The organism is Sphingomonas sp. BL-S-28, assembly GCF_055521515.1.
In genome coordinates this window covers 2,382,437-2,404,606 of sequence record NZ_CM145484.1, presented here as the reverse complement: position 1 = coordinate 2,404,606, position 22,170 = coordinate 2,382,437, and the positions used below count along the sequence as shown (strand labels likewise).

17 protein-coding genes are annotated in these 22,170 nt (G+C 64.3%); 5 read left to right on the top strand and 12 right to left on the bottom strand.

Annotation, left to right across the window (positions count from 1 at the left end; genetic code table 11):
- The first annotated feature begins 207 nt into the window (after positions 1 to 207).
- From gyrA to trmFO, 3 genes are all read left to right on the top strand, one after another.
- Entirely contained in the window at positions 208 to 2,994 is a 2,787-nt protein-coding gene (gyrA, locus tag ACZ1JC_RS20070; RefSeq protein ID WP_465135205.1) for a DNA gyrase subunit A, read from the top strand.
- A complete protein-coding gene (locus ACZ1JC_RS20065) occupies positions 2,991 to 3,332 on the top strand; it encodes a DUF952 domain-containing protein (RefSeq protein ID WP_465135206.1) in 342 nt (113 codons plus the stop codon). Before gyrA ends, ACZ1JC_RS20065 begins: the two co-directional genes overlap by 4 nt.
- A 94-nt stretch (positions 3,333 to 3,426) precedes the next feature.
- On the top strand, positions 3,427 to 4,788 hold the full coding sequence (trmFO, locus tag ACZ1JC_RS20060; RefSeq protein WP_465135207.1) for a methylenetetrahydrofolate--tRNA-(uracil(54)-C(5))-methyltransferase (FADH(2)-oxidizing) TrmFO: 1,362 nt from the start codon (positions 3,427 to 3,429) through the stop codon (positions 4,786 to 4,788).
- A gap of 17 nt (positions 4,789 to 4,805) precedes the next feature.
- Here the strand turns inward: trmFO and ACZ1JC_RS20055 are convergent, their stop codons facing one another.
- The 10 genes from ACZ1JC_RS20055 to ACZ1JC_RS20010 all read right to left on the bottom strand — a co-directional run bounded on the left by ACZ1JC_RS20055 (position 4,806) and on the right by ACZ1JC_RS20010 (position 15,834).
- Positions 4,806 to 5,270 carry an EF-hand domain-containing protein gene (locus ACZ1JC_RS20055; RefSeq protein ID WP_465135208.1) on the bottom strand — a complete coding sequence of 155 codons (465 nt, stop codon included), beginning with the start codon at positions 5,268 to 5,270 and terminating at the stop codon, positions 4,806 to 4,808.
- A gap of 80 nt (positions 5,271 to 5,350) precedes the next feature.
- Entirely contained in the window at positions 5,351 to 6,031 is a 681-nt protein-coding gene (locus ACZ1JC_RS20050) for a hypothetical protein (protein WP_465135209.1), read from the bottom strand.
- Between the two features lie 115 nt (positions 6,032 to 6,146).
- Entirely contained in the window at positions 6,147 to 7,508 is a 1,362-nt protein-coding gene (locus tag ACZ1JC_RS20045) for a pyruvate dehydrogenase complex E1 component subunit beta (protein WP_465135210.1), read from the bottom strand.
- A complete protein-coding gene (gene pdhA, locus ACZ1JC_RS20040; protein WP_465135211.1) occupies positions 7,508 to 8,593 on the bottom strand; it encodes a pyruvate dehydrogenase (acetyl-transferring) E1 component subunit alpha in 1,086 nt (361 codons plus the stop codon). The genes ACZ1JC_RS20045 and pdhA overlap by 1 nt, the downstream gene beginning before the upstream one ends.
- Before the next feature lie 180 nt (positions 8,594 to 8,773).
- Complete coding sequence (locus ACZ1JC_RS20035) at positions 8,774 to 9,079, bottom strand: FtsB family cell division protein (RefSeq protein WP_465135212.1); 306 nt, start codon at positions 9,077 to 9,079, stop codon at positions 8,774 to 8,776.
- 170 nt (positions 9,080 to 9,249) lie between these two features.
- The gene (locus tag ACZ1JC_RS20030) at positions 9,250 to 10,770 is read right to left on the bottom strand and encodes an efflux transporter outer membrane subunit (RefSeq protein ID WP_465135213.1); all 1,521 of its coding nucleotides are present in this window, start codon (positions 10,768 to 10,770) and stop codon (positions 9,250 to 9,252) included.
- Positions 10,771 to 10,789: 19 nt separating this feature from the next.
- Complete coding sequence (locus ACZ1JC_RS20025) at positions 10,790 to 11,902, bottom strand: ABC transporter permease (RefSeq protein WP_465135214.1); 1,113 nt, start codon at positions 11,900 to 11,902, stop codon at positions 10,790 to 10,792.
- A gap of 4 nt (positions 11,903 to 11,906) precedes the next feature.
- Positions 11,907 to 13,046: an ABC transporter permease gene (locus ACZ1JC_RS20020; protein ID WP_465135215.1), complete on the bottom strand. Its 1,140-nt coding sequence runs from the start codon at positions 13,044 to 13,046 to the stop codon at positions 11,907 to 11,909.
- Entirely contained in the window at positions 13,043 to 14,809 is a 1,767-nt protein-coding gene (locus tag ACZ1JC_RS20015; RefSeq protein WP_465135216.1) for an ATP-binding cassette domain-containing protein, read from the bottom strand. Before ACZ1JC_RS20015 ends, ACZ1JC_RS20020 begins: the two co-directional genes overlap by 4 nt.
- Entirely contained in the window at positions 14,806 to 15,834 is a 1,029-nt protein-coding gene (locus ACZ1JC_RS20010; RefSeq protein ID WP_465135217.1) for an HlyD family secretion protein, read from the bottom strand. Before ACZ1JC_RS20010 ends, ACZ1JC_RS20015 begins: the two co-directional genes overlap by 4 nt.
- A gap of 227 nt (positions 15,835 to 16,061) precedes the next feature.
- Here ACZ1JC_RS20010 and ACZ1JC_RS20005 point away from each other — a divergent pair, with 227 nt between their 5' ends.
- Both ACZ1JC_RS20005 and ACZ1JC_RS20000 read left to right on the top strand, forming a co-directional pair.
- A complete protein-coding gene (locus ACZ1JC_RS20005; RefSeq protein ID WP_465135218.1) occupies positions 16,062 to 17,933 on the top strand; it encodes an ABC-F family ATP-binding cassette domain-containing protein in 1,872 nt (623 codons plus the stop codon).
- Positions 17,930 to 18,388 (top strand): GreA/GreB family elongation factor, encoded by a 459-nt coding sequence (locus tag ACZ1JC_RS20000; RefSeq protein WP_465135219.1) that lies wholly within the window; start codon positions 17,930 to 17,932, stop codon positions 18,386 to 18,388. The genes ACZ1JC_RS20005 and ACZ1JC_RS20000 overlap by 4 nt, the downstream gene beginning before the upstream one ends.
- 252 nt (positions 18,389 to 18,640) lie before the next feature.
- Here ACZ1JC_RS20000 and ACZ1JC_RS19995 read toward each other — a convergent pair whose 3' ends face one another.
- Both ACZ1JC_RS19995 and ACZ1JC_RS19990 read right to left on the bottom strand, forming a co-directional pair.
- Positions 18,641 to 20,440 (bottom strand): DEAD/DEAH box helicase, encoded by a 1,800-nt coding sequence (locus ACZ1JC_RS19995; protein WP_465135220.1) that lies wholly within the window; start codon positions 20,438 to 20,440, stop codon positions 18,641 to 18,643.
- A gap of 338 nt (positions 20,441 to 20,778) precedes the next feature.
- Positions 20,779 to 22,170: an efflux transporter outer membrane subunit gene (locus tag ACZ1JC_RS19990; RefSeq protein ID WP_465138536.1), complete on the bottom strand. Its 1,392-nt coding sequence runs from the start codon at positions 22,168 to 22,170 to the stop codon at positions 20,779 to 20,781.

The window sequence follows — 22,170 nt, the reverse complement described above, 5'->3', positions numbered from 1 at the left end:
ATTAGAAGTGCGCCGCTGAACGCTGATTGAATGCGTTTCGTCGCAAGTCTGGCGGTTTCCATCGCGGATGCCGAAGGGGCTATGGCCATAAGTGTGGAAAAAGGAACGCTTCACGCTCTCCCCGCCCCCGTTCCAGTGGCTTTCGCGCGCGGCATGTCCTAGGGCGGTCCATCATCCCTTGTCCCGCAGCAACGAACGATCCAGCGCGTGAGCGACGACACCGACATTCCTGAGAACGGTTCCGGCCACACCGGTCCCGAAGGCGAATATACCCGCATCGACATCGTCGATGAGATGAAGACCAGCTATCTCGATTACGCGATGAGCGTGATCGTGAGCCGCGCGCTGCCCGACGTGCGCGACGGGCTAAAGCCGGTCCATCGCCGCATTCTCTATAGCTGCCACGAAGCGGGCTACGTTGCGGGCCGCCCGTACCGTAAGTCTAGCCGCATCGTCGGTGACGTCATGGGTAAGTATCACCCGCATGGCGACAGTGCGATCTACGACGCATTGGCGCGCATGACGCAGCCGTGGTCGATGCGACTGCCGCTGATCGACGGTCAGGGCAACTTCGGTTCGATGGACCCCGATCCGCCGGCCGCCATGCGTTACACCGAAGCGCGTCTCGACAAGGTCTCGAACGAGCTGCTGGCCGATATCGAGAAGGCCACGGTCGACTTCGCCGACAACTACGACGGTTCCGAAAGCGAACCGACCGTGCTGCCGGCCCGCTTCCCGAACCTGCTGGTCAATGGCGCGGGCGGTATCGCCGTCGGCATGGCCACGAACATTCCGCCGCACAACCTGGGCGAAGTGATCGATGGCTGCCTTGCCATGATCGACAACCCGGCCGTGACGATCGAGGAACTGATCCAGATCATTCCGGGGCCGGACTTCCCGACGGCACCGCTGATCCTCGGCCAGGGTGGCGCTCGCAACGCCTACCTTACCGGTCGCGGCTCGATCATCATGCGCTGCCGCCATGAGATCGAGGAAGGTCGCGGCGATCGTCGTTCGATCGTGCTCACCTCGATCCCCTATCAGGTCGGCAAGGCCGGCCTGGTCGAGAAGATCGCAGAAGCCGCCAAGGACAAGCGGATCGACGGCGTTGCGGACATCCGCGACGAATCGAACCGTGAAGGTATGCGCGTGGTCATCGACCTGAAACGCGATGCCACGCCCGAAGTCGTGCTCAACCAACTCTGGCGCAACACGCCGGCGCAGTCGAACTTCGCGGCCAACATGCTGGCCATCAAGAACGGCCGCCCTGAAGTCTTCAACCTGCGCGACATCCTCGCCTCGTTCATCCAGTTCCGCGAAGAGGTCATCACCCGCCGCACCAAGTTCGAACTGAACAAGGCGCGTGACCGGGCGCACATCTTGCTCGGTTTGGTCGTCGCGGTCTCGAACCTCGACGAAGTGGTGAAGATCATTCGCGGCGCGCCGAACCCAGCGGAAGCCCGCGCCCGCCTGCTGACGCGCGAATGGCCGATCGGCGATATCGCGCCCTACATCCGCCTCGTTGAAGCGATCGAGCCCAATGCCGAGGAAACCGGCGGCGTCTATCGCCTGTCCGAGATCCAGGTGAAGGCGATCCTCGACTTGCGCCTGCACCGTCTGACGGCGCTGGGCCGCGACGAGATTGGCGACGAACTCAAGGAACTGGCCGCAGCGATCGAGGAATACCTTTCGATCCTGTCCGACCGCGTGAAGCTCTATGGCGTCATGCGCGGCGAACTGGTCGCCGTGCGCGACCTCTATGCCACGAAGCGCGTGTCCGAGATGACCGGCGCCGCCGAAGGCATCGAAGACGAGGACCTGATCGAGCGCGAGGACATGGTCGTTACCGTGACCATGGACGGCTATATCAAGCGCACCCCGCTTTCGACCTTCCGCGCCCAGAACCGTGGCGGCAAGGGCCGCGCCGGCATGGCGACCAAGGATGAGGACGTGGTGACGACGATGTTCGTTACCTCCACCCACAACCCGGTGCTGTTCTTCTCCACCGCCGGCAAGGTCTATCGCCTCAAGGTCTACAAGCTGCCCGAAGGCGGCCCGACCACGCGCGGTCGCCCGATCGTCAACCTTCTGCCCGCGCTGGACAAGGACGAGACGATCCAGACCGTTCTCGCCCTGCCCGAGGACGAAAAGGAGTGGAGCAAGCTCTCGGTGGTGTTCGCCACTGCCAAGGGCAACGTGCGCCGCAACTCGATGGACGCCTTCGCGAACATCCCGTCGAACGGCAAGTTCGCGATGAAGTTCGAAGAGGATAGCGCCGACCGCCTGATCGGCGTTGCCCTGCTCAGCCATCAGGACGATGTGCTGCTCGCAAGCCGTCAAGGCAAGGCGATCCGCTTCGCCGGCGATCTCGTCCGTGAATTCGCAAGCCGCACCTCCACCGGTGTGAAGGCTATGACGCTGAAGGACGATGACGAGGTGATCTCGCTCTCGATCCTCCACCGCGTCGGCGTGAAGGATCAGGACGAGCGCGAGGCCTATCTGCGCTTCGCTCCGTGGAAGGGCGAAAAGGACGGCGAACCCTCGCTCGATGCCGAACGTTACGCCTATCTGGCCGAGAAGGAGCAGTTCATCCTTACGGTCTGCGCCAACGGTTACGGCAAGATGTCCTCGGCCTACGAGTACCGTCGCACCGGCCGTGGCGGCCAGGGTATCACGAATATCGACAACATCGCCCGCAATGGCCCGGTTGTCGCCAGCTTCCCGGCTACGCGCGCCGATCAGCTGATGCTGGTGACCGATCAGGCCAAGCTGATCCGCCTGCCGCTCGATTCGCTGCGCGTGATCGGTCGCGGTTCGGCGGGCGTCCGCCTGTTCAACGTCTCCGGCGATGAACACGTGGTGAGCGCGGTTCGCCTCGATGAGGACGAGGAAGACGTGGTCGAAGGCGCAGAGGGTGAAGCACCTGCCGCCGACACCACTGCAACCGACACCCCGGCATCAGAAGCACCCGAAGCACCGGAAACCGAAGAGTGAGCGACAGCGTCGCCTACAAGATCCTGACCGGCGAGCAGCTCCAGCAGCTGCTCGCCGACGGGGTTTTTACCGGCGCGCCGATCGACAAGGCGGACGGCTATATCCACATGTCCACTGCCGCTCAGGCGCGGGAGACGCTGGAAAAGCACTTTGCCGGCCAGTCGGACCTCGCCCTCGCGGCGGTCGATCTCGGCCTGCTGGGCGACGCGGTGAAGTGGGAAGTCTCGCGCGGCGGTGCTCTGTTTCCGCACATCTACGCCGATCTGCCGCTTTCGGCCGTAATCGCACATGCGCCCGTCGCCTATGGCGGCGATGGTGAACTGATCCTTCCTGCCTGAACGCGCGGCACCGAACGATCAGGGCGCGCAAGGGGACAAGAACGGTAAAGCTTGCCCTTCCCCATCGCGCCCCGAAGGTCTAGGCGCAACCGCCATGACATACGACGTCCATATCATCGGCGGCGGCCTTGCCGGCAGCGAAGCCGCCTGGCAGCTCGCCCGTCGCGGCTTCAAGGTCCGCCTTTCGGAAATGCGCGGCGCCTCGCCTGACAAGGGGGGTGAGAGAAGCCCGGCACATCAAGGCGATGGCCTTGCCGAGCTGGTCTGCTCGAACTCGTTCCGGTCCGACGACCATGAAAAGAACGCCGTGGGCCTCCTCCACGAGGAAATGCGACGCTGCGATTCGCTGATCATGTCGGCGGCTGCCAAGGCGGAAGTTCCCGCCGGCTCCGCACTGGCGGTGGACCGCGACGTGTTCTCGGCCGAAGTGGAAGCGCGGCTTGCCGCCCTGCCCAATCTCGATATCGTGCGAGAACGGATCGACGTTCTGCCTCAGGCCGGCACCACGATCGTCGCCACCGGTCCGCTGACCGCTGAAGCGCTTGCCCACAGCATCGGCGCGGCGACCGGGTCGGACAGCCTTGCCTTCTTCGACGCGATCGCCCCCATCGTCTATCGCGACACGATCGACATGGACGTGTGCTGGATGGCCTCGCGCTGGGATAAGGGCGAGACCAAGGACTACATCAACTGCCCGATGAACAAGGAGCAGTACCTGGCCTTCCATCAGGGGCTGGTCGAAGGCGAAAAGACCGCCTTCAAGGAATGGGAAGCCAACACGCCTTATTTCGACGGCTGCATGCCGATCGAAGTCATGGCTGAGCGCGGCGTCGAGACCCTGCGCTTCGGGCCGATGAAGCCGGTTGGCCTCGACAATCCGCACTGGGCCACACCGGAACACCCCAATGGCCGCTGGGCCTATGCGGTCGTCCAGTTGCGGCAGGACAATAAGCTGGGCACACTGTGGAACATGGTCGGCTTCCAGACCAAGCTGAAGCATGCCGAGCAGGTGCGCCTGTTCCGGACGATTCCCGGACTTGAGAACGCAGACTTCGCCCGCCTTGGCGGGTTGCATCGCAACACCTTTCTCAATTCGCCGGTGCTGCTCGATCGCCAGCTTCGCCTGAAAACCGCCCCGCACGTGCGTTTCGCCGGCCAGATTACCGGTTGCGAAGGCTATGTCGAAAGCGCGGCCGTTGGCATGATGGCGGGCCTTATGACGGCGACGGAACTCGCCGGCCGCGAATGGCAGGCTCCGCCGCGCACCACCGCACTAGGCGCCCTGCTCTCCCACATCACCGGCGATGCCGAGGCGGAGAGCTATCAGCCGATGAACGTCAACTTCGGCCTGTTTCCGCCCCTCCACGACGTGAAGAAGAAGCAGCGCAAGGAAGCGTATACCTCGCGCGCCAAGGAAGACCTCGTGCCGTGGCTATCGGAACTCACGCCCGCCTGAGCTTAATATCGATTGACCTACGGTTTGCAGGAACACTTCGGCTTCGCCTTGGGTGGCGGCGCGGTTGCGCGGAACTCGTCCGCCGTCAGGATCTGGTCGTGGTCGGCGTCGGCCTTGTCGAACTTGTCGACCGTCGCCACGGCCCATTCCTCGAAGGTCAGCAGGTTGTTGCCGTCCTTGTCCAGCTTGCGGAACGCCGCCGTGCGCGTCGAAAGCATCTCTTCCCGGCTGATCCTGCCGTCACGATTAAAATCGTAACGCCCGAAGCGACGCTGCTCCCGCGTGAGCGGCGTCGCTTCGGGTAGTTCCGGGCCGGCAAGGTCTTCCAGATCGGCGCTGGGAATTTCGGTGGGCTGCGGCTGCGGTTTGGCGGCGACCGGAGGCGGCGCGGCCTTCTCCACTTCGGCCCGCCCCTGCCACCAGAACAGTCCGAGCGACAGCAGCAGAAACACCGTCACGCCGCCGAGGATGAAGCGCTGCATCGCTAATCTCCCTGAATTCGGGCGGCTTATCCTCTCGGGAAGCCGGATCAGGGAAATTACATAACTGTTATGCCGAGGAATTAGCGGCCGAGCAGGCCGATCCGCATAGCTTTCAGCACCGTTCGCGCCGAGCCCCGCCCGTCGCTCGTCATCGAATCGCGGGCCAGCCCCTCAAGCACGGCCAGCGGCCGCAGTGCCCGGGATACGCGCGCCGTGCGCCCAACTTCCGCTTGGGCAAGACGGCGGACAACCACGCTCTCGCCGGGATGGTTCAGCTTCGTTGCAAGGTCTGCCAGCGCCCAGCGACGCCCAAGGGTTCGCGCCGTTTCGACTTCACTCTCACGGCCGAGCGCCTGGGCAAGACCGGCGAAAGCCGCGGCCCGCCCATCCACCATCTCTTCCAGCGCGGAAGGAGCCAGCGGGGCTTCGCCCGTCAGCGCTTCCCACCCGTCGACAAGGGCAACGAGAGCGGTGTGCTTGCCGTTCCAGCTCCGCAGGGCGGCGAGCAGGGGCTCACCCTCGGGCCATTCGCTGGCATCGCGCGCCAAGGTCTCGCGCCACCAGGCGAGGCGGATTTGCGCCATCATCGGTTCGCGTGAATGGCGCAGTAGGCCGGCAAGCCGCTGATCCAGCGCCAGCAGCGCCAGCAGCGGCAATCGCGCACCCGACGGTGCATAGGCCAGTGCAAGCCGCATCGTTTGCGGCAGCACAGGCAGGAGCAGGTCTTCGGGACGGCTTGCGGGGGCAGATGGATCGGACACGGGGCCTCTCTAGTCCGCGCGGATCATCGCGCAAGCCTGTAAACTGGCCCACAACGCAAGACGGCGGCGAAGCGCTTGCTTCGCCGCCGTCTCACTTGTCAGCGCTTACGCCAGATCAGCGATAGCAGACCTTCCGGACCGCCTCGACGATGCGCGGCGTGTCGATCAGCGCGAGCTTTTCGAGGTTGGCCGCGTAAGGCAGCGGCACGTCTTCGTTGCAGACGCGGACCACCGGGGCGTCGAGGTCGTCGAAGCCGTCTTCCATGCAGATCGCGATGATCTCGGACGCGATCGAGCAGACCGGGAAGCCCTCTTCAGCAACGACCATGCGGTTCGTCTTGGCAAGGCTGGCAAGCACGGTTTCCTTGTCGAGCGGACGCAGGGTGCGAAGATCGATGACTTCGGCATCGATGCCTTCACCGGCCAGCTGCTCGGCGGCTTCGAGCGCGAGGCCGACGCCGATCGAGTAGGACACGATGGTCACGTCCTTGCCTTCACGCATGATGCGCGCCTTGCCGATCGGAAGGACGTGATCGTCGAGTTCGGGCAGTTCGAAGGTGCGGCCGTAGACCAGCTCGTTCTCAAGGAACACGACCGGGTCTTCGCTGCGGATCGCTGCCTTCAGCAGGCCCTTGGCGTCCGACGCGTCGTAGGGCGCGATCACGACCAGGCCCGGCACGTTGGCGTACCACGGACCGTAGTTCTGCGAGTGCTGCGCGCCGACGCGGGCTGCCGCGCCGTTCGGACCACGGAACACCACCGGGCAACGCATCTGGCCGCCGGACATGTAGTTGGTCTTGGCCGCCGAGTTGATGATGTGGTCGATCGCTTGCATGGCGAAGTTGAACGTCATGAACTCGATGATCGGGCGCAGGCCGCCCATGGCGGCACCGGTGCCGATGCCGGCAAAGCCGTACTCGGTGATCGGAGTGTCGATCACGCGGCGCGGACCGAACTCTTCCAGCAGGCCCTGGGTCACCTTGTAGGCGCCCTGGTACTCGGCCACTTCCTCACCCATCACGAAGACGCGGTCGTCGCGGCGCATTTCCTCGGCCATGGCGTCGCGCAGCGCTTCGCGGACGGTCGAGGTCTTCATGTTGGTGCCGTAAGGAACCTCAGGATCCTTCTTCGCAACCGGAGCGGGGGCTTCGGGGCGAGCAGCAGCCGGAGCGCCTTCAGCGGCAGGGGCTGCCTCGGCCTTCGGCGCAGAGGCCGAAACCGCCGATGCGTCTTCGCCTTCACCGGCGATGACGGCGATTACGGTGCCGACCTTCACGCCCTCGGTGCCTTCGGGCACGAGGATCTTGCCAACAGTGCCTTCGTCGACGGCTTCGAATTCCATCGTCGCCTTGTCGGTTTCGATTTCGGCAATGATGTCACCCGAAGTGACATTGTCGCCTTCCTTCACCAGCCAGCGGGCAAGCTTGCCCTCTTCCATCGTCGGAGAGAGCGCCGGCATCTTCAGTTCGATCGCCATCAGTAGCGCTCCACCAGGACGTCAGTATAGAGTTCAGCAGCTTCGGGTTCGGGCGAATTCTCGGCAAAGTCGGCCGATTCCGCCACGGCGGCACGCACGCGCTTGTCGATGTCCTTCAGTGCGGCTTCGTCCACACCCATGGCCATCAGTTCGGTCTTGGCGTGATCGATCGGATCGCGCTTTTCACGCACGTCCTGCACTTCCTCACGGCTGCGATACTTCGCCGGGTCGGACATCGAGTGGCCGCGATAGCGATAGGTGTTCAGTTCCATGAGAACCGGACCATTGCCGGCGCGGACATATTCCAGCGCCACTTCGGCAGCCTTGCGGACTTCGAGCACGTCCATGCCGTCCACCTGCATGCCCGGGATGCGGAACGCGGTGCCGCGGCGGTAGAAGTGCGTCTCGGCCGAGCCGCGCTTCACGGCAGTGCCCATGGCATAGCCGTTGTTTTCGATCACGAAGATGATCGGCAGCTTCCAGAGAGCCGCCATGTTGAAGCTCTCGTAGACCTGGCCCTGGTTGGCCGCGCCGTCACCGAAGTAAGCCATCGCGACGCCGCCGTCTTCACGGTACTTGTGCGCGAAAGCGAGGCCAGCACCCAGCGAGACCTGTGCGCCGACGATGCCGTGGCCGCCGTAGAACTTATGTTCGACGCTGAACATGTGCATCGAACCGCCCTTGCCGCGCGAGATACCGGCAGCGCGGCCGGTCAGCTCGGCCATGATCACCTTGGGATCGATGCCGTAGGCAAGCATGTGGCCGTGGTCGCGATAGCCGGTGATAACCGAATCGCGTTCACCGTCGAGCGCGGACTGCAGGCCCACGGCAACGGCTTCCTGGCCGATGTAAAGGTGGCAGAAGCCGCCGATCAGGCCCAGGCCGTAAAGCTGGCCTGCGCGTTCCTCGAAGCGGCGAATGAGCAGCATCTGCTCATAGAAATGAAGCAGCTCTTCCTTGCTGGGCTTGTAGCGCTTGTCAGCTTCCAGAGCTTCCTGGAGGCTGTGCAGCGCAAAGTCTTCGTCCTGTGCCGGTACTGCGGCAGGCTCGGCGCCGGACCCGGCGTCACTCTTAGCTTTGGGCAACGGGACTCCCCATCGTTGGTGCGATTGATTTCGGGCTGCTTATAGGACGCCGCGCGGAAATCGAAAGCACGATGACGGAAATTTGCCGTGCCCGGCACAAAAATTATGGCGAACAGAAATGTTGCATCGCAACATGATGCGATGCGAAGCTCAGGTTGGCTGCCCCAAAAGGGCAGAAACTCAACGTTTGATCAGCATGACCATTTCGTCAGGGCGAGCAACATTGAGGTTCGAGCGCAACAATTCGCCCGCCAGATCCGGATCAACCTTGCTACCATCGAGCAAAGCAACGCGATTCTTCAGGCGATCGCGCTGGCTTTCCAACTCTGCAAGCTTTTCGTGGCGCTGTTCCAAAAGGCGCTGATTTTCGCCCCAGGCCAGAATGCCGCTGGGGCCCGCGATGACGAACCCGCCCATGAGCAGCAGCAAGGCCAGGGCGCCGCCCTGAACCAATCGCTCCTTCGCAAGGTTGTTATCGTGACGCATGGCCCCTCATGCCGTGATAGAATCACAAGTGATTCAGCGTTGCAAGCACGAATGTTACGCGATTCGCACCCTCTTGCGACAGGTCTTGCGGCGTGCTGCACTGCAAAATGGGCGAGATATGTGTTGATAACTTGTTCGCGGCCCGTGCGAGGCGGCTGAACGCCATCCGATCAGTGTGACGCTGCGGGATTCGACGCAGGCGGAACGTTGCCGATAGCCTTGTTGATGGCCGCAAGCCGCGTGCGGAGTCGCGCGTCGCTTTCATCCAGTTCCCGTCGGGCTGCCAACGCCGCGCGGCGGGCATCGATCACCGGCAGATAGTTCACCTGACCGCCGCGATAGCGCGCTTCCACCAGATCCGCATTGGCCCGGGCGTGCTCCAGTCTGTCGGCCCGCCGCTGCCGCGCTTGCCAATCGGCGGTGTAGCCGGTCAAGGCGTCGTCGATTTCCTGCCAAGCCTTCAGCACGGCGACCTGGAAGTTCACCGCCGCCTCTCGCTGTTCGAGCTTGCGCAGTTCCACCGTGGCGCGCCGACGCCCGCCGTCGAATATCGGCAGGCTCAGGCTTGGCCCGATCTGCCAGGTTCGGCTCGCCCAATCGAACAGGTTCTGCGATCGGTAACTTTCCAGCCCGAACCCACCGCCTAGGGTGATGCTGGGGTAAAGATCGGCCACGGCCACGCCGATTTGCGCGGTGGCGGCGTGAAGTTTCGCCTCGGCCGCCCGCACTTCCGGGCGCTGCAAAGCAACTTCGGACGGCATTCCCAAGGAAAGATCCGGAAGTGCCGGGGGCAACGGGCCCAGCGCGGCCGGCTTCAATTCGTCGCGGAGGGTTCCGGGCTGCACCCCCAGTGCAATGGCGATGCGGTTGGCTTGTGCGGCGGCTTCGGCCTGAAGCGCCGGCAGGTTCGCTTCCGACGCGCGCAGGCCGGCTTGATCGCTCTCGATAGCCGTGTGATCGCTCATTCCGCCATCGACCCGCGCGGCGACCAACCCGACGCGATCCTTGAGTAACGCAATATCCTCACCCGCTGCCGCGCCTTGCGCCTGAGCGTTGCGCATGGCGAAATAGGCCTGCGCCACCTCGGCCGTCACGGAAAGGCGCGTAAGATCCAGCAAGGCCCCTTGCTGCGCGATCCCGGCATCAGCCGCCTCTACCGAACGGCGCACCTTGCCCCACAAGTCGATCTCCCACCCCGCATCGAATCCGCCTTGATAGAGCGTGAAGGGGCGGGCGAGGTATTCGGCGAGCTGATCGCGATTATCGCCGGCCAATACATCAAAGAGGCGCGTAGATGCGCCATATTCGCTCATCCGTTCGCGCGTTACTTGGGTGCTGGCATCGACTTGCGGGAGGGCGGCCGACGCTGCTGCGCCGCGCTGGGCACGCGCCTGCGCAAGGTGGAGGGCCGCAGTCTGAAGGTCGGGATTCGCGGCCAGAGCGCGGCGTTCCAGATCGTCCAGCACCGGGTCGCCCAGCAGCGTCCACCATTCGGCGGGCATGGTCTGCTTGCCAGCCGGAACCGCGATCATATCGGTGGTGCCGCTGCGCCATTGCGACCAGTCATCCGGCGCTTGCGCGACGGGGGCCTTGAAATCGGGGCCAACCGCGCATCCAGCCGCGCCCAGCGCCAACGATAGGGCCGCCATGGCCGCGGCGGGAAGTCTGGCGCTAGTCCGGACACGAAACATGGCAGCAGATCCTTGCATTTCAGGCCAGCCGGTGGCGGAACAGCCAGGCGGCCAGCGGCAACGTGACTGCGGCAACTGCCAGCAAGGGCAGAAAATTGATGGCAACATCCCCGATCCCCGCGCCTTCCAGATAGACGCGGCGCACAATGGCAACGCCGAACCTCAGCGGGTTCACGTAAGTCGCGTATTGGAGCATGGCGGGCATGTTGCGGATCGGGGTCAGCATGCCGGACAGCAGGGTCAGAGGCATGATCAGCACGAAGGAATAGAGCATGGCCTGCTGCATGTTCAGCGCGAACGCCGATAGCGTCATGCCGATGCCGACCGAGGCGATATTGAAGCAGAGCAGCCCGAAATAGAGCACGAATGGCGATCCGCTCATCGGCACGCGGAACCAGAGCAGCACGATCAGCAAGACGATCGTCGATTGCAGCAGGCCGACGACGATCGACGGAAGCGCCTTGCCCACCAGGATCTGCAGCGGGGTCATCGGCGTGACCAGCAACTGGTCGAAGGTCCCCTGCTCCCGTTCCCGCGCAACGGAGAGCGCGGCCAGAAGCATGGTCTGGAGCATGGAAAGCGTGGCGATCATCGCAGGCATGATCTGCCAGCGCGATTCGAGGTTGGGGTTGAACCATGCCCGCCGAACCACCGTCACCCCATGCGCGCCGGATCGGGATGCATTGAAGGCCTGTACGACCGAAGCGATGTAGGCCGCGGCAGAGCCTGCCGTGGTGGAATTGCGCCCGTCGAACACCACCTGCACTTCGGCGTTCCGGCCGTTTGCCAGTTTCCGATCGAAATCCGCCGGAATGGTGACGACCATCAGCACTTTCTGCCGGTCGATCAGCCGCGCGATCTGATTGGCATTGTCCAGCGTCGCCTGGCGCGAAAACACGCCGGTGCCGTCCAGCCTGGCGATCAGTTCGCTGGCCGCCTGCCCCCGGCTCTGGTCCAGCAGGGCATAGGGGACGTGTTGAAGATCCAGGATCGCGCCGTACCCGAACAATAGCGTTTGGATGAATGCCGGCGCGAAAAGGATGATGCGGTTGGCCGGATCCTTGAACAGCGCCAGCACTTCCTTGCGAAAGAGAAAGGCAACCGCAGCCAACCATGCCGATGCTCGGTTCATCGGCTCAGTCCAGTCGCTTGCGCAAGGTGCGGCGGGTGAGCACCGTCAGAACCACGATGTAGCCCAGCATGATCAGGCTGTTGCTGGCCACCATGCCCCAATCGGTTCCGGCCAGGAAAAGCGTCTTGATCACGCCCATGAAGTGAGTTGCCGGCAGGATCTGCGCCACCAGGCGGACGGCCAAAGGGATGTTGCGCAGGTCGAATATGAAGCCCGAAAGCATCAGGGCCGGCATGAAACTGGCCAGCAGCGCGACCTGGCTCGCCGCGAACTGATTGCGTGTCACGCCGGAGATCAGCAGGCCCACCAGCAACGATACGAGCAGATAGAGGAACGAGATGAAGGTGATGGCCAGCAGCGATCCCCGGATCGGCACATCGAATAGGAAAACCGCCGCCAACAGGCACATGGTCAGATCGATCAACCCGATCACGATGTAAGGCGCCAGCTTCGCCATCACGAGTTCCAGCGGGCGCACGGGGGTGACGAACAGGGCCTCCAGCGTACCCCTCTCCCACTCGCGCGCGATCAGCAGCGAACTGAGAAAGGCACCCACCAGCGTCATGATCAGGACGACGAGGCCCGGCACCAGATACCAGCGGCTGTTGCCTTCCTCGTTGAACCAGGTCCGCGTCATCACGGTAACCGTGCCACCGGACGGTGCCGTGCCGCCACGATCGGCCTGCCGCGCCATGGCTGCCGCCACAGCGCCTTGGACGTACGCCTCCAGCGTCTGCGCCGTTGTCGAATCGACGCCGTTCAGGATGAGCTGCATTTCAGCCCCGCCCATTACTTGCCTACGGGCGAAATCGTTGGGAACCTGGACGATCGCATCCACTTTGCCTTCGCGCAGCATCCGGCTCGCCACGTCCATGGTTTCGACATCGACTGGATCGAGGTACGCCGAACCGCGCAGGCCGGAGACGATTTCCCGCGCCGCGGCGGAACGGTCCTGCATAACCAACGCCACCGGGGCGTTTTTAACGTCGAACGAAAGACCGAATCCGAACAGCAGGATCAGCGCGATTGGCAGCAGCAGGCCGACCATCAGGTTGCTGCGATCCCGCAGCATCTGGCGCGTTTCCTTGCGTGCCAACGCGATCAGCCGGGTGAGGAAGGCACTTTCGGTGCGATCGTCGCTCATGCCGCGGACTTCTCCCCGCCGTCATGCGCCCGCCCCTGCTCGACGATGGCGATGAAGGCCTGGTTCATGTCGCCCATACTGTCGCCGCCGGCCTGCTCGCGCACCTCCTGCGGCGTGCCGAGCGCCAGCATGTGGCCAGCGTCCTGAATGGCGATGCGGTCGCAGTATTCGGCTTCTTCCATGAAATGCGTGGTGACGATCACCGTCACGCCCGATTGCGATAGCGATGTGATCGTTCGCCAGAAAGCGCGCCGCGCGATGGGATCGATGCCGCTGGTCGGTTCGTCCAGAAAGAGGATTTCCGGCTCGTGCACCAGCCCCGCCGCCATGGCCAGACGCTGCTTGTAGCCATGCGGCAAGGCCCCGCTGGTGGCTGCGGGATCGAGGCCGAACTGATCGAGAATAGCCTGAACGCGCTGCTTCAGGTCATGCCGGCGCAGGCCATAGGCGCCGCCGAAGAATTCCAAATTCTCTCGCACGGAAAGATTGGCGTAGAGGGAGAATTTCTGCGCCACATACCCGATCCGCCGCCGCGCCTCGGCCCGGGCGGAGCGTAAATTGACGCCCGCCACCTCCAGCGTGCCGCTGGTCGCGGGAAGTAGGCCGCAGAGCATACGGAACGTCGTCGTCTTGCCGGCACCATTGGGGCCGAGCAGGCCGAATATCTCCCCACGACGCACATCGAACGACGTGTTGGCAACGGCGGTGAAGTCTCCGAAACGGCGAACCAGATTGCGCACGTGGATCACATTCTCGCTGCCCGATGGCTGTTTGTCCGCATTCACGCGCAGCTGCGGGCTCGCCGCCTCCAATTCCGTCTTGTTCGCATCATGCTGGCGCAGCAGAAGCATGAAGGCGTCTTCCAGTTCCTCCTCGCGCGGCTCGGCAGGCTGGCCTTGCAGCAGATCGTCCAGCGCCTCCAACGGAGAGTCGGGCTGGCGGATGAAACGCACCGCGCCGCCGCGCGGCACTGCGTCCACGACTTTGCCCGGCGAATCGATCAGGCGGGCCTGCAGGTCCCGCGCGGGTGTGCCGGGTGGCGGCGCGGTGACGTAAGTGAGGCCATGTGCCTTTGCCGTGATCGCCTCGGGCTTGTCCTGAGCCAGCAGACGCCCGCGGTCCATCACCAGCACTTCGTCGCAGCGCCCCGCCTCATCCATGTAGGCGGTGCTTACAAGGACGCTGAGACCATCCGATTCGATCAGCTGCTCGATGATTTGCCACAAGTCACGGCGCGAGAGCGGATCGACCCCGACGCTTGGCTCATCCAGCAGCAACAGATCCGGCACGCGGACCAAGGTGCAGGCCAGACCCAGCTTCTGTTTCATGCCGCCCGAAAGATTGCCCGCGGCGCGATCCGTAAACCGGGCCATGTCGGTCATGTCCAGCATGCGCTTGAAGCGTTCGGCGCGTACCTCTTGCGGCACGCCGTGGAGATCGGCGTAGAGGTTCAGATTTTCCTGCACGGACAGATCTTCGTAGAGCCCGAAGCGCTGCGGCAGGTAGCTGATGCGGTTCTGCACCGCCTGCGGGTTGGCGGCGACATCGATGCCCAGCACTTCCAGGCTGCCGCCATCGGGCTTGAGCAACCCGGTCGCCATCCGCATCAGCGTAGTCTTGCCTGCCCCGTCCGGCCCCACCAGCGCCGTGATCGTCCCCGCACGCAGCGAGAACGAGAGGTCGTCAACGGCATCAAATGGCTTGCCATCCGGACCGTCGAAGACCTTGCGCAGGTTCTTGCAGGCGACGGTGAAGTCGCTCACCTTGGCGACCCTGCCTGCCCTGCGGCTTTCGGCGGGCCCGCCGCGATCCGCACCGTTACCGGCTGCCCCAACCTCAGGCGTCCGTCCTTGTCGTCCACCCGTACGCGCACTTCGTAGACCAGCGCCGTGCGCAGCGATTCGGTCTCCACCGACTTCGGCGTGAATTCCGCGACTGAGGAGATGAAGCCTACCGTGCCGGGCACCGGCCGATCGGGAAAGCTGTCGCTGGTCACGCTGGCGCGCTGGCCCATGCGGATACGGCCGAGATCGGCCTCCTCCACGTAGACGCGAATCCACTTGGGGCTGGTTAGCGCCAGCTCGTAAACCGGCTTTTGCGGCGTCGCCATGTCGCCCACTTCCAGCAGGCGGGACCGGACGACCGCATCGGCCGGTGCCTTCAATTCACCCTGGTCGATCTGATGGCGCAGCAAGGCCAGTTGCGCGTCGGCACTCTTCACTTGCGCTTCGGCAGCAGCGATATCTTCCGCACGGGGGCCACGCGTCGCCACGTTCAGCGCCTCGCCCGCCTCTTTCAGTTGGGCATTGGCCACCTGTGAGGCATTGCGCGCCTGATCGAGTTCCTGCGCGCTGACGCCGCGCCCTGCGGTATTTGCGGAGACCGATTGGGCGCGCTTGTAGTCGTCCGCTGCCCGCGCGGCATTGGCGCGGGCGGATTCGACCTTGGCGCGGGCCTGGGCGATGTCTTCCGGACGAGTGCCGTTGCGCAATTTTAGCAGGTTTTCCTGCATTGCAGCCATCTGCGCCTCGGCATTGCGAGCCTGCAGGCCCAGCGTCACCGTATCGAGCCGGGCAAGCACCTGCCCTGCCCTCACCGCATCACCTTCCTCGACCGTCATCTGCGTCACGCGCCCGGAACCATCGAAGGCGAGCGAAACCTGCCGAATATCGACATTGCCGTGGAGGACGAGCGTATCGGGATCCTGATGGCCCCGCGTCAGCCACCAGACCAATCCGGCCGCCAGCAGAACCGCAACGATCACTGCGGCGACCACGGATTTCTTCATCGACGTTCCTCAAGCCAGGATCATTGCAGCCGGAAACGCCCGGCGATCGGTCAAGTACTCACGCGATACCAGTCACATACTGACATCGCCTTGGCGCAAATCAATTCTTCTTTCCGCATGGGGAAGTTGGCCGGGCCACACCTTGGAAGCTGCAAAACCCCGTCGCGAAAAACTTGCCGCCGGAAGATGTTTCCAACCGGGCGCAAAATCCTCTAGGCGCTCCCCCCATGTTGACGATCCGCGATATTACCGTTCGCCTTGGGGGGCGCACTATCCTCGACCAGGCCGCCGCCACCATTCCCAAGGACGGCAAGGTGGGCCTGATCGGCCGCAACGGCGCGGGCAAATCCACGCTGGTGAAGGCCATCATCGGCCAGTTGGAACCCGATGGCGGTTCGGTCGAGATGCCGCGCCGTGCCCGGCTGGGCTACATTGCCCAAGAGGCACCTACCGGCACCCGAACCGCACTCGAAGCGGTTCTGGATGCCGATACCGAACGCAAGGACCTGCTCGCCGAATCCGAAACCTGCGTCGACCCCCATCGTCTCGGCGACGTGCACGAACGTCTGCTGGCGATCGATGCCTATACCGGCGAGGCACGTGCCGCGCGCATTCTTGTCGGCCTGGGTTTCGATGAGGAGATGCAGAACCGGCCGCTCGACAGTTTCTCGGGCGGTTGGAAGATGCGCGTGGCGCTGGCCGGCCTGCTGTTCTCTCAGCCCGACGTGCTGCTGCTCGACGAACCCTCGAACCACCTCGACCTCGAAGCGACGCTCTGGTTGGAGAATTTCCTCCAGACCTACCCCAAGACGCTGATCGTCATCAGCCACGAACGCGATCTGCTGAACAATGTGGTCGACCACATCCTGCACCTTCAGCAGGGCAAGCTGACGCTTTACCCCGGGACATACGACAGCTTCGAGCGCATCCGCGCCGAACGCGCCGCGCAGGCGGCCGCCGCGCGTGCCAATCAGGATGCGCAGCGCAAGAAGCTGGCCGACTACGTCGCCCGCAACTCCGCCCGCGCCTCCACCGCCAAGCAGGCGCAGTCGCGCGCCAAGATGCTGGCGAAGATGCAGCCGATCGCGGCGATGGCCGAGGATTCCTCGCTCAGCTTCGATTTCCCCAGCCCCGACGAGCTGCGCCCGCCGCTGGTTACGCTGGATCTTGCCGCCGTTGGCTACGAGGCGGAAAAGCCGATCCTGCGCCGCCTTAACCTGCGCATCGATCCCGAAGACCGCATCGCCCTGCTCGGCCGCAACGGTAACGGCAAGACCACGCTGGCGCGCCTGCTGGCCCGCCAGTTGCAGCCGATGGAAGGTTCGCTGACCTTCTCTCCCAAAATCCGCATCGGCTACTTCACCCAGTATCAGGTGGAGGAACTGCCCTCCGATTCGACGCCGCTCGAACTGATGACCCGCGCGATGGAGGGTAAGCCACCGGTCGCGGTGCGCGGTCAGCTTGGCCGCTTCGGCTTCTCGGGCGACCGGGCAACCGCGCAGATTTCCACGCTTTCTGGTGGTGAGCGCGCGCGTCTTGCCCTGGCACTGGTCACCCGTGATGCGCCGCACATGCTGATCCTCGACGAACCGACCAACCACCTTGACGTCGACGCACGTGAGGCACTGGTGCAGGCGCTCAATCAGTTCGAAGGCGCGGTGATCCTGGTCAGCCACGACCGTCACATGGTCGAACTCGCGGCCGACCGGCTCGTGCTGGTCGATCAGGGCACGGCGGCGAACTACGACGGGTCGATGGAGGACTACATCGACTTTGTCCTCGGCCGGAACCAGCCCAAGGCAGTGCAAGCCGAAGCCAAGCCCGCTCGCAAGAACGGCGCCGTGGCGCGGGAAGAACTCAAGGCCCTGCGCAAGAAGGTTTCCGAGACCGAAACGCGGATGAAGCGCATCCAGCAACAGATCGACGCACTCGATGCCGTGCTGGCCGATCCGGGTTCCGCCAAGGGCGACTTGGCCAAGCTCAACATCGGTGAGATCGGCAAGCGCCGCACGCAGGCAGCCGAGGAACTCGAAGTGGCCGAAGCCGGCTGGTTCGAAGCGAGCGAGGCCATGGACGAATACATGGGAGGCGGTGCGTGAGCGTCGCTTTCCGGCGCGACGGAGACGAGGAGCATCTCGAACCCAAGTTCGAGGTGCCGATACCGCCGGGGCCGAACTTCGTTACCGTTGAAGGCCGTACACTGATCGACACGCGCATCGCGGCGCTAGAGGCTGAAATCCCGGCCCTTGCCGACGAAACCGCGCTCAATACCGCCAAGCGAGATTTGCGCTACTGGCGCAAGCGCCTGGCGACGGCGGAAGTGCAGCCCGTGCCTTCCGGCGACAGGGCGATGTTCGGGCACCGCGTGCGCTTCGTCCTCAACGGCAAGGAGCGCGAAGTGCATATCGTCGGCCATGACGAGGCCGATCCGGCCAAGGGCGCCCTTGCCTTCACCGCACCGCTTGCCCGCGCGCTGCTGGGTGCCGAAGTTGGCGATTTCGTCGATTTCAATGGGCAGGAAGAGGCCATTGAGGTGCTGGCTCTGGGTGCTTGAGGTCCTCTCCCTCTAAACCACGCGCACCTCACGAATAAAACCACATCGTCGCCCCCGCGCATGCGGGGGCCCCGCTTCCTTCTGCACGCTATCCGCCAACCGCAAGAGAAGCGGGATCCCCGCCTTCGCGGGGATGACGGGTATGGGTTTGAGCTGAACCGGCGCGGTCTGGACTGCGCCTCCAGTCCAGACCCAAAGAAAAAGGCGGGGAACCATGCCCCGCCTTCTCCTGATCCTTAGCGCCGAAAGAGCTTACCAGCTGCTCTTCTTCGGCTTCTTGTGGAACGGCTTGCCGCCGCCACCGCTGCGCTCCGGACGGGCACCGCCGGTCGGGCGCGGCTGATAGCGCTGGCCTTCGTAGCCACCGCGACCGCCTTCTTCACGGCCACCGTGCGGCTTGCGACCGCGACCCTGCGGGCCTTCGCGGCGACGCTCACGGGCGACTTCGCGCGGGGTGTCCTGTGCTTGCACGATGCGGATGGTGTTCTCCACGTCACCGCTATCGTCTTGCGCAGTCCGCTCGACGGCACGCACGAACTGGTCGGCCTGCGCGCGCGGGATCTGGAAGTAGGTCTCGTTGGCCATGATGCGGATCTGGCCAACGGCATTACGGGTCACGTGCCCGCGGCGGCACAGCAGCGGCAGGATCCAGCGCGGATCGGCATTCTGCTGGCGGCCCACGTCCATGGTGAACCACACAACATCGTCAAAGCCCGGACGCTGACGCGCTTCGCGCGCTTCGGGGCTGTTGCCGATCAGTTCTTCCGGCTGCGGCATGGCGGCGCGATGCGCGCGTACCAGAGCTGCGGCAAGATCCTCCGCGCTCACCTTTTCCAGGATTTCGCGGGCGATCTCGCGATCTTCCTCGTCCGCCTCGACCGGGGCGAGCAGCTTTTCCATCAGGCGGCCACGGTCGGCCGCGCGGATGACTTCGGGCGTCGGCGCGGCGACCCATTCGGCCTCGATCCGCGCACCGCGCAGCATGCCTTCCACGCGGCGACGGCGCGGGAACGGCACGATGATGACGGCGGTGCCCTTCTTGCCGGCGCGGCCGGTACGGCCCGAACGGTGCTGAAGCGTTTCGGCATCGCGCGGGATTTCGACGTGGATCACCAGCGTGAGCGAGGGAAGATCGATGCCGCGCGCGGCAACGTCGGTGGCGACGCAGACGCGGGCACGCTTGTCGCGCAGCGCCTGAAGCGCGTTGTTGCGCTCGTTCTGCGAATGCTCGCCCGAAAGCGCCACGGCAGAAAAGCCGCGCTCGGTCAGGGTCGAGTGCAGGTGCTTCACATTGTCGCGCGTGGCGCAGAACAGGATCGCGGTCTCTGCATCGTGAAGGCGCAGCAGGTTGACCACCGCGTTCTCGACATCGGCCGGAGCAACGGTGACGGCTTGATAGGTGATGTCACCATGGCCGCGGTTCTCGCTCATCGTCGAGATGCGCAGCGCGTCGGTCTGGTAGCGGCGGGCCAGCGCCTCGATCGGGCGCGGCATGGTGGCCGAGAACAGCAGCGTGCGGCGGCTCTCCGGCATCGCGTCGAGCATTTCTTCAAGGTCTTCGCGGAAGCCCATGTCGAGCATCTCGTCCGCTTCGTCCAGCACGACGACGCGCAGGGCCGAGAGGTCGAGCTTGCCGCGTTCCAGATGGTCGCGCAGGCGGCCGGGCGTGCCGACGACGATCGTCGCACCGCGTTCCAGAGCCTTGCGCTCACGCACGGGGTCCATGCCGCCAACGCAAGTGACGATGCGCGCGCCGGTCTTGCCGTAGAGCCATTCAAGCTCGCGGCTGACCTGCTGCGCCAGTTCGCGCGTAGGGGCGATGGCGAGGGCCAGCGGCGCCTCGGCATAAGGAATCGAGCCGTCCGCCAGCAGTTCGTCGCTCATGGCGATTCCGAAGGCGACGGTCTTGCCCGAACCGGTCTGCGCCGAAACCACCAGGTCGCGTCCACGCGCCTCGGCTTCTGCGACTGCGGCCTGAACGGGGGTCAGGGACTCGTAGCCCTGCGCCGTCAACGCATCGGCAAGGGGCTGGGGGAGCTGAGAAAAAATCATGAGTTTGTGAATCTGTCCTGTGCCGCTTGCGCGGTCTCTTGGGGGGTAAGTTTCCGTGGAGTTTTTTGGCGACCAAAGGGTCTTTGAGGGCCCCATAGCTGAAAAATCCCGGTTTGGCGCGCTCCAATTTCACATTGGCAATTCCATGTGCCGCAAGACGGCGAATATTCACCGCGCGCGGCAGCATTCCGCAGCCCGATGGAGCGCATGACCAGCGCCCTCAAAACCCCGGATCTGGCAGGTCCCGGTCTGTTGCATACGGGGCTTCAAAGGCGTCGTCTCCGCGCCGGCAGATATACCGGCTTCGCGGAGACCAGAGCGCCCCTTGAAAACCCGGTTTACTTTGCAGGCTGCCCTTCCCAGCCCCCGCCGAGCGCGAGGAAGACCGAAATCTGGTCATCCACCAGCGCGGCCTCTGCCGAGGCATGGGCAACTTCGGCGTTGGCAAGGTTGGCTTGCGTGGTCAGCAACGACAGCAGATCGCTGCGGCCGAACCGGAACAGCTTGGCCGCCTGCGCTTGCGAGACACCCGCGCTACGGGTCGCGCTGCCGAGAGCAGTGGCCCGATCGGTATCACGCGCATAGGTCTCCAGCGCCGTTTCGGTACCCCGCAGAGCTTCCAGAACGGTGGCATCGAATTTGGCCAGATCGATATCGACCTGGGCATTGGCCGCGTCGATCCGGGCCTTCACCAAAGGACGGTTCGGAAAACTCCAGTTCAGCAAGGGGCCGAAACTGAAGCCGAAGCTATGCGTCTTGCCCAGGTTCTCCAGCTTGCCGTCGTTGATGATCCCGCCGCCGATGCTGACGGTGGGATAGAGGTCTGCCGTGGCCACGCCGATCCGGGCGGTATCGCCCGCGATCGTCCGTTCTGCCTGACGGATATCCGGACGGCGGCGGATCATCGCCGCCCCGTCCCCGATCGGCATCGGACTGCGCAGCATGGGCAACTGCGAACAGCCTTCCACCTCCACCGGATAATCGGCAGGCGGTTTGCCCAGCAGCGTCGCCAGCAGATAGAGCGCCGCCTTGCGCTTGGCGGCAAAGGCCGGAAGGCTGGCCTTGCTGGTCTCCACAGCAGTGCGCGAACGGCTGACATCAAACGCCGTGCCGCGTCCGCCGCGCTGCAGTCGCGTGGTGGCGTCCAGCGTCTGCTGCTGCAGTGCGATCACTTTCTCGACCGTCGCCTGCTGGTAGTTTGCGGCGCATACGTCGGCATAGGCCTTGGCCGTGGCGGCGGCGACGCTGATCCGCACAGCGTCACGCGCGGCTTCCACCGCTTCCCGGTCGGCAAGGCTGCTCTCGATCGCGCGCCTCAGCTTGCCGTTGAGATCGAGCGGATAGCTGACCGAAAAGCCAAGGTCGTATGTCAGCACGCCCGGCATGTTGGTACCGGCCGAAGTGGTGGTGTAATCGCGCTCCAGATCGGCATCGGCCAGAACGGAGGTGCTCAGCGCCTTTTGCCCCACGTATTCGCGCACCACCGCATCCGCCTTGCGCAAGTTGGCATCGGCCGCGCGCAAGTTGGCATTGGCTTCCAGCGCCTGCTCGACCAATGCGTCGAGACGCGGGTCGTCATAGAGGCGCCACCAACGGTCGGGCAGCGGATCCTGCGAAAAGTTGGAACCCTGCCCGGAGGCGAAGGGACCATTGGCGGACGGCGCCGTGGCAACCGAATGCTCCGGCGGCTTGTAGTCCGGTCCGGCGACGCAGCCCGCCAGAAGCGCCAT

Excerpts from the sequence above, each read along its gene's own strand:
- ACZ1JC_RS20010 (WP_465135217.1), bottom strand. The coding sequence starts at position 15,834 with ATGAAGAAATCCGTGGTCGCCGCAGTGATCGTTGCGGTTCTGCTGGCG.
- ACZ1JC_RS20030 (WP_465135213.1), bottom strand. The coding sequence starts at position 10,770 with ATGTTTCGTGTCCGGACTAGCGCCAGACTTCCCGCCGCGGCCATGGCG.
- ACZ1JC_RS20025 (WP_465135214.1), bottom strand. The coding sequence starts at position 11,902 with ATGAACCGAGCATCGGCATGGTTGGCTGCGGTTGCCTTTCTCTTTCGC.
- ACZ1JC_RS19990 (WP_465138536.1), bottom strand. The coding sequence starts at position 22,170 with ATGGCGCTTCTGGCGGGCTGCGTCGCCGGACCGGACTACAAGCCGCCG.
- ACZ1JC_RS20055 (WP_465135208.1), bottom strand. The coding sequence starts at position 5,270 with ATGCAGCGCTTCATCCTCGGCGGCGTGACGGTGTTTCTGCTGCTGTCG.
- ACZ1JC_RS20035 (WP_465135212.1), bottom strand. The coding sequence starts at position 9,079 with ATGCGTCACGATAACAACCTTGCGAAGGAGCGATTGGTTCAGGGCGGC.
- ACZ1JC_RS20020 (WP_465135215.1), bottom strand. The coding sequence starts at position 13,046 with ATGAGCGACGATCGCACCGAAAGTGCCTTCCTCACCCGGCTGATCGCG.
- ACZ1JC_RS19995 (WP_465135220.1), bottom strand. The coding sequence starts at position 20,440 with ATGATTTTTTCTCAGCTCCCCCAGCCCCTTGCCGATGCGTTGACGGCG.
- ACZ1JC_RS20045 (WP_465135210.1), bottom strand. The coding sequence starts at position 7,508 with ATGGCGATCGAACTGAAGATGCCGGCGCTCTCTCCGACGATGGAAGAG.
- trmFO (WP_465135207.1), top strand. The coding sequence starts at position 3,427 with ATGACATACGACGTCCATATCATCGGCGGCGGCCTTGCCGGCAGCGAA.
- ACZ1JC_RS20005 (WP_465135218.1), top strand. The coding sequence starts at position 16,062 with ATGTTGACGATCCGCGATATTACCGTTCGCCTTGGGGGGCGCACTATC.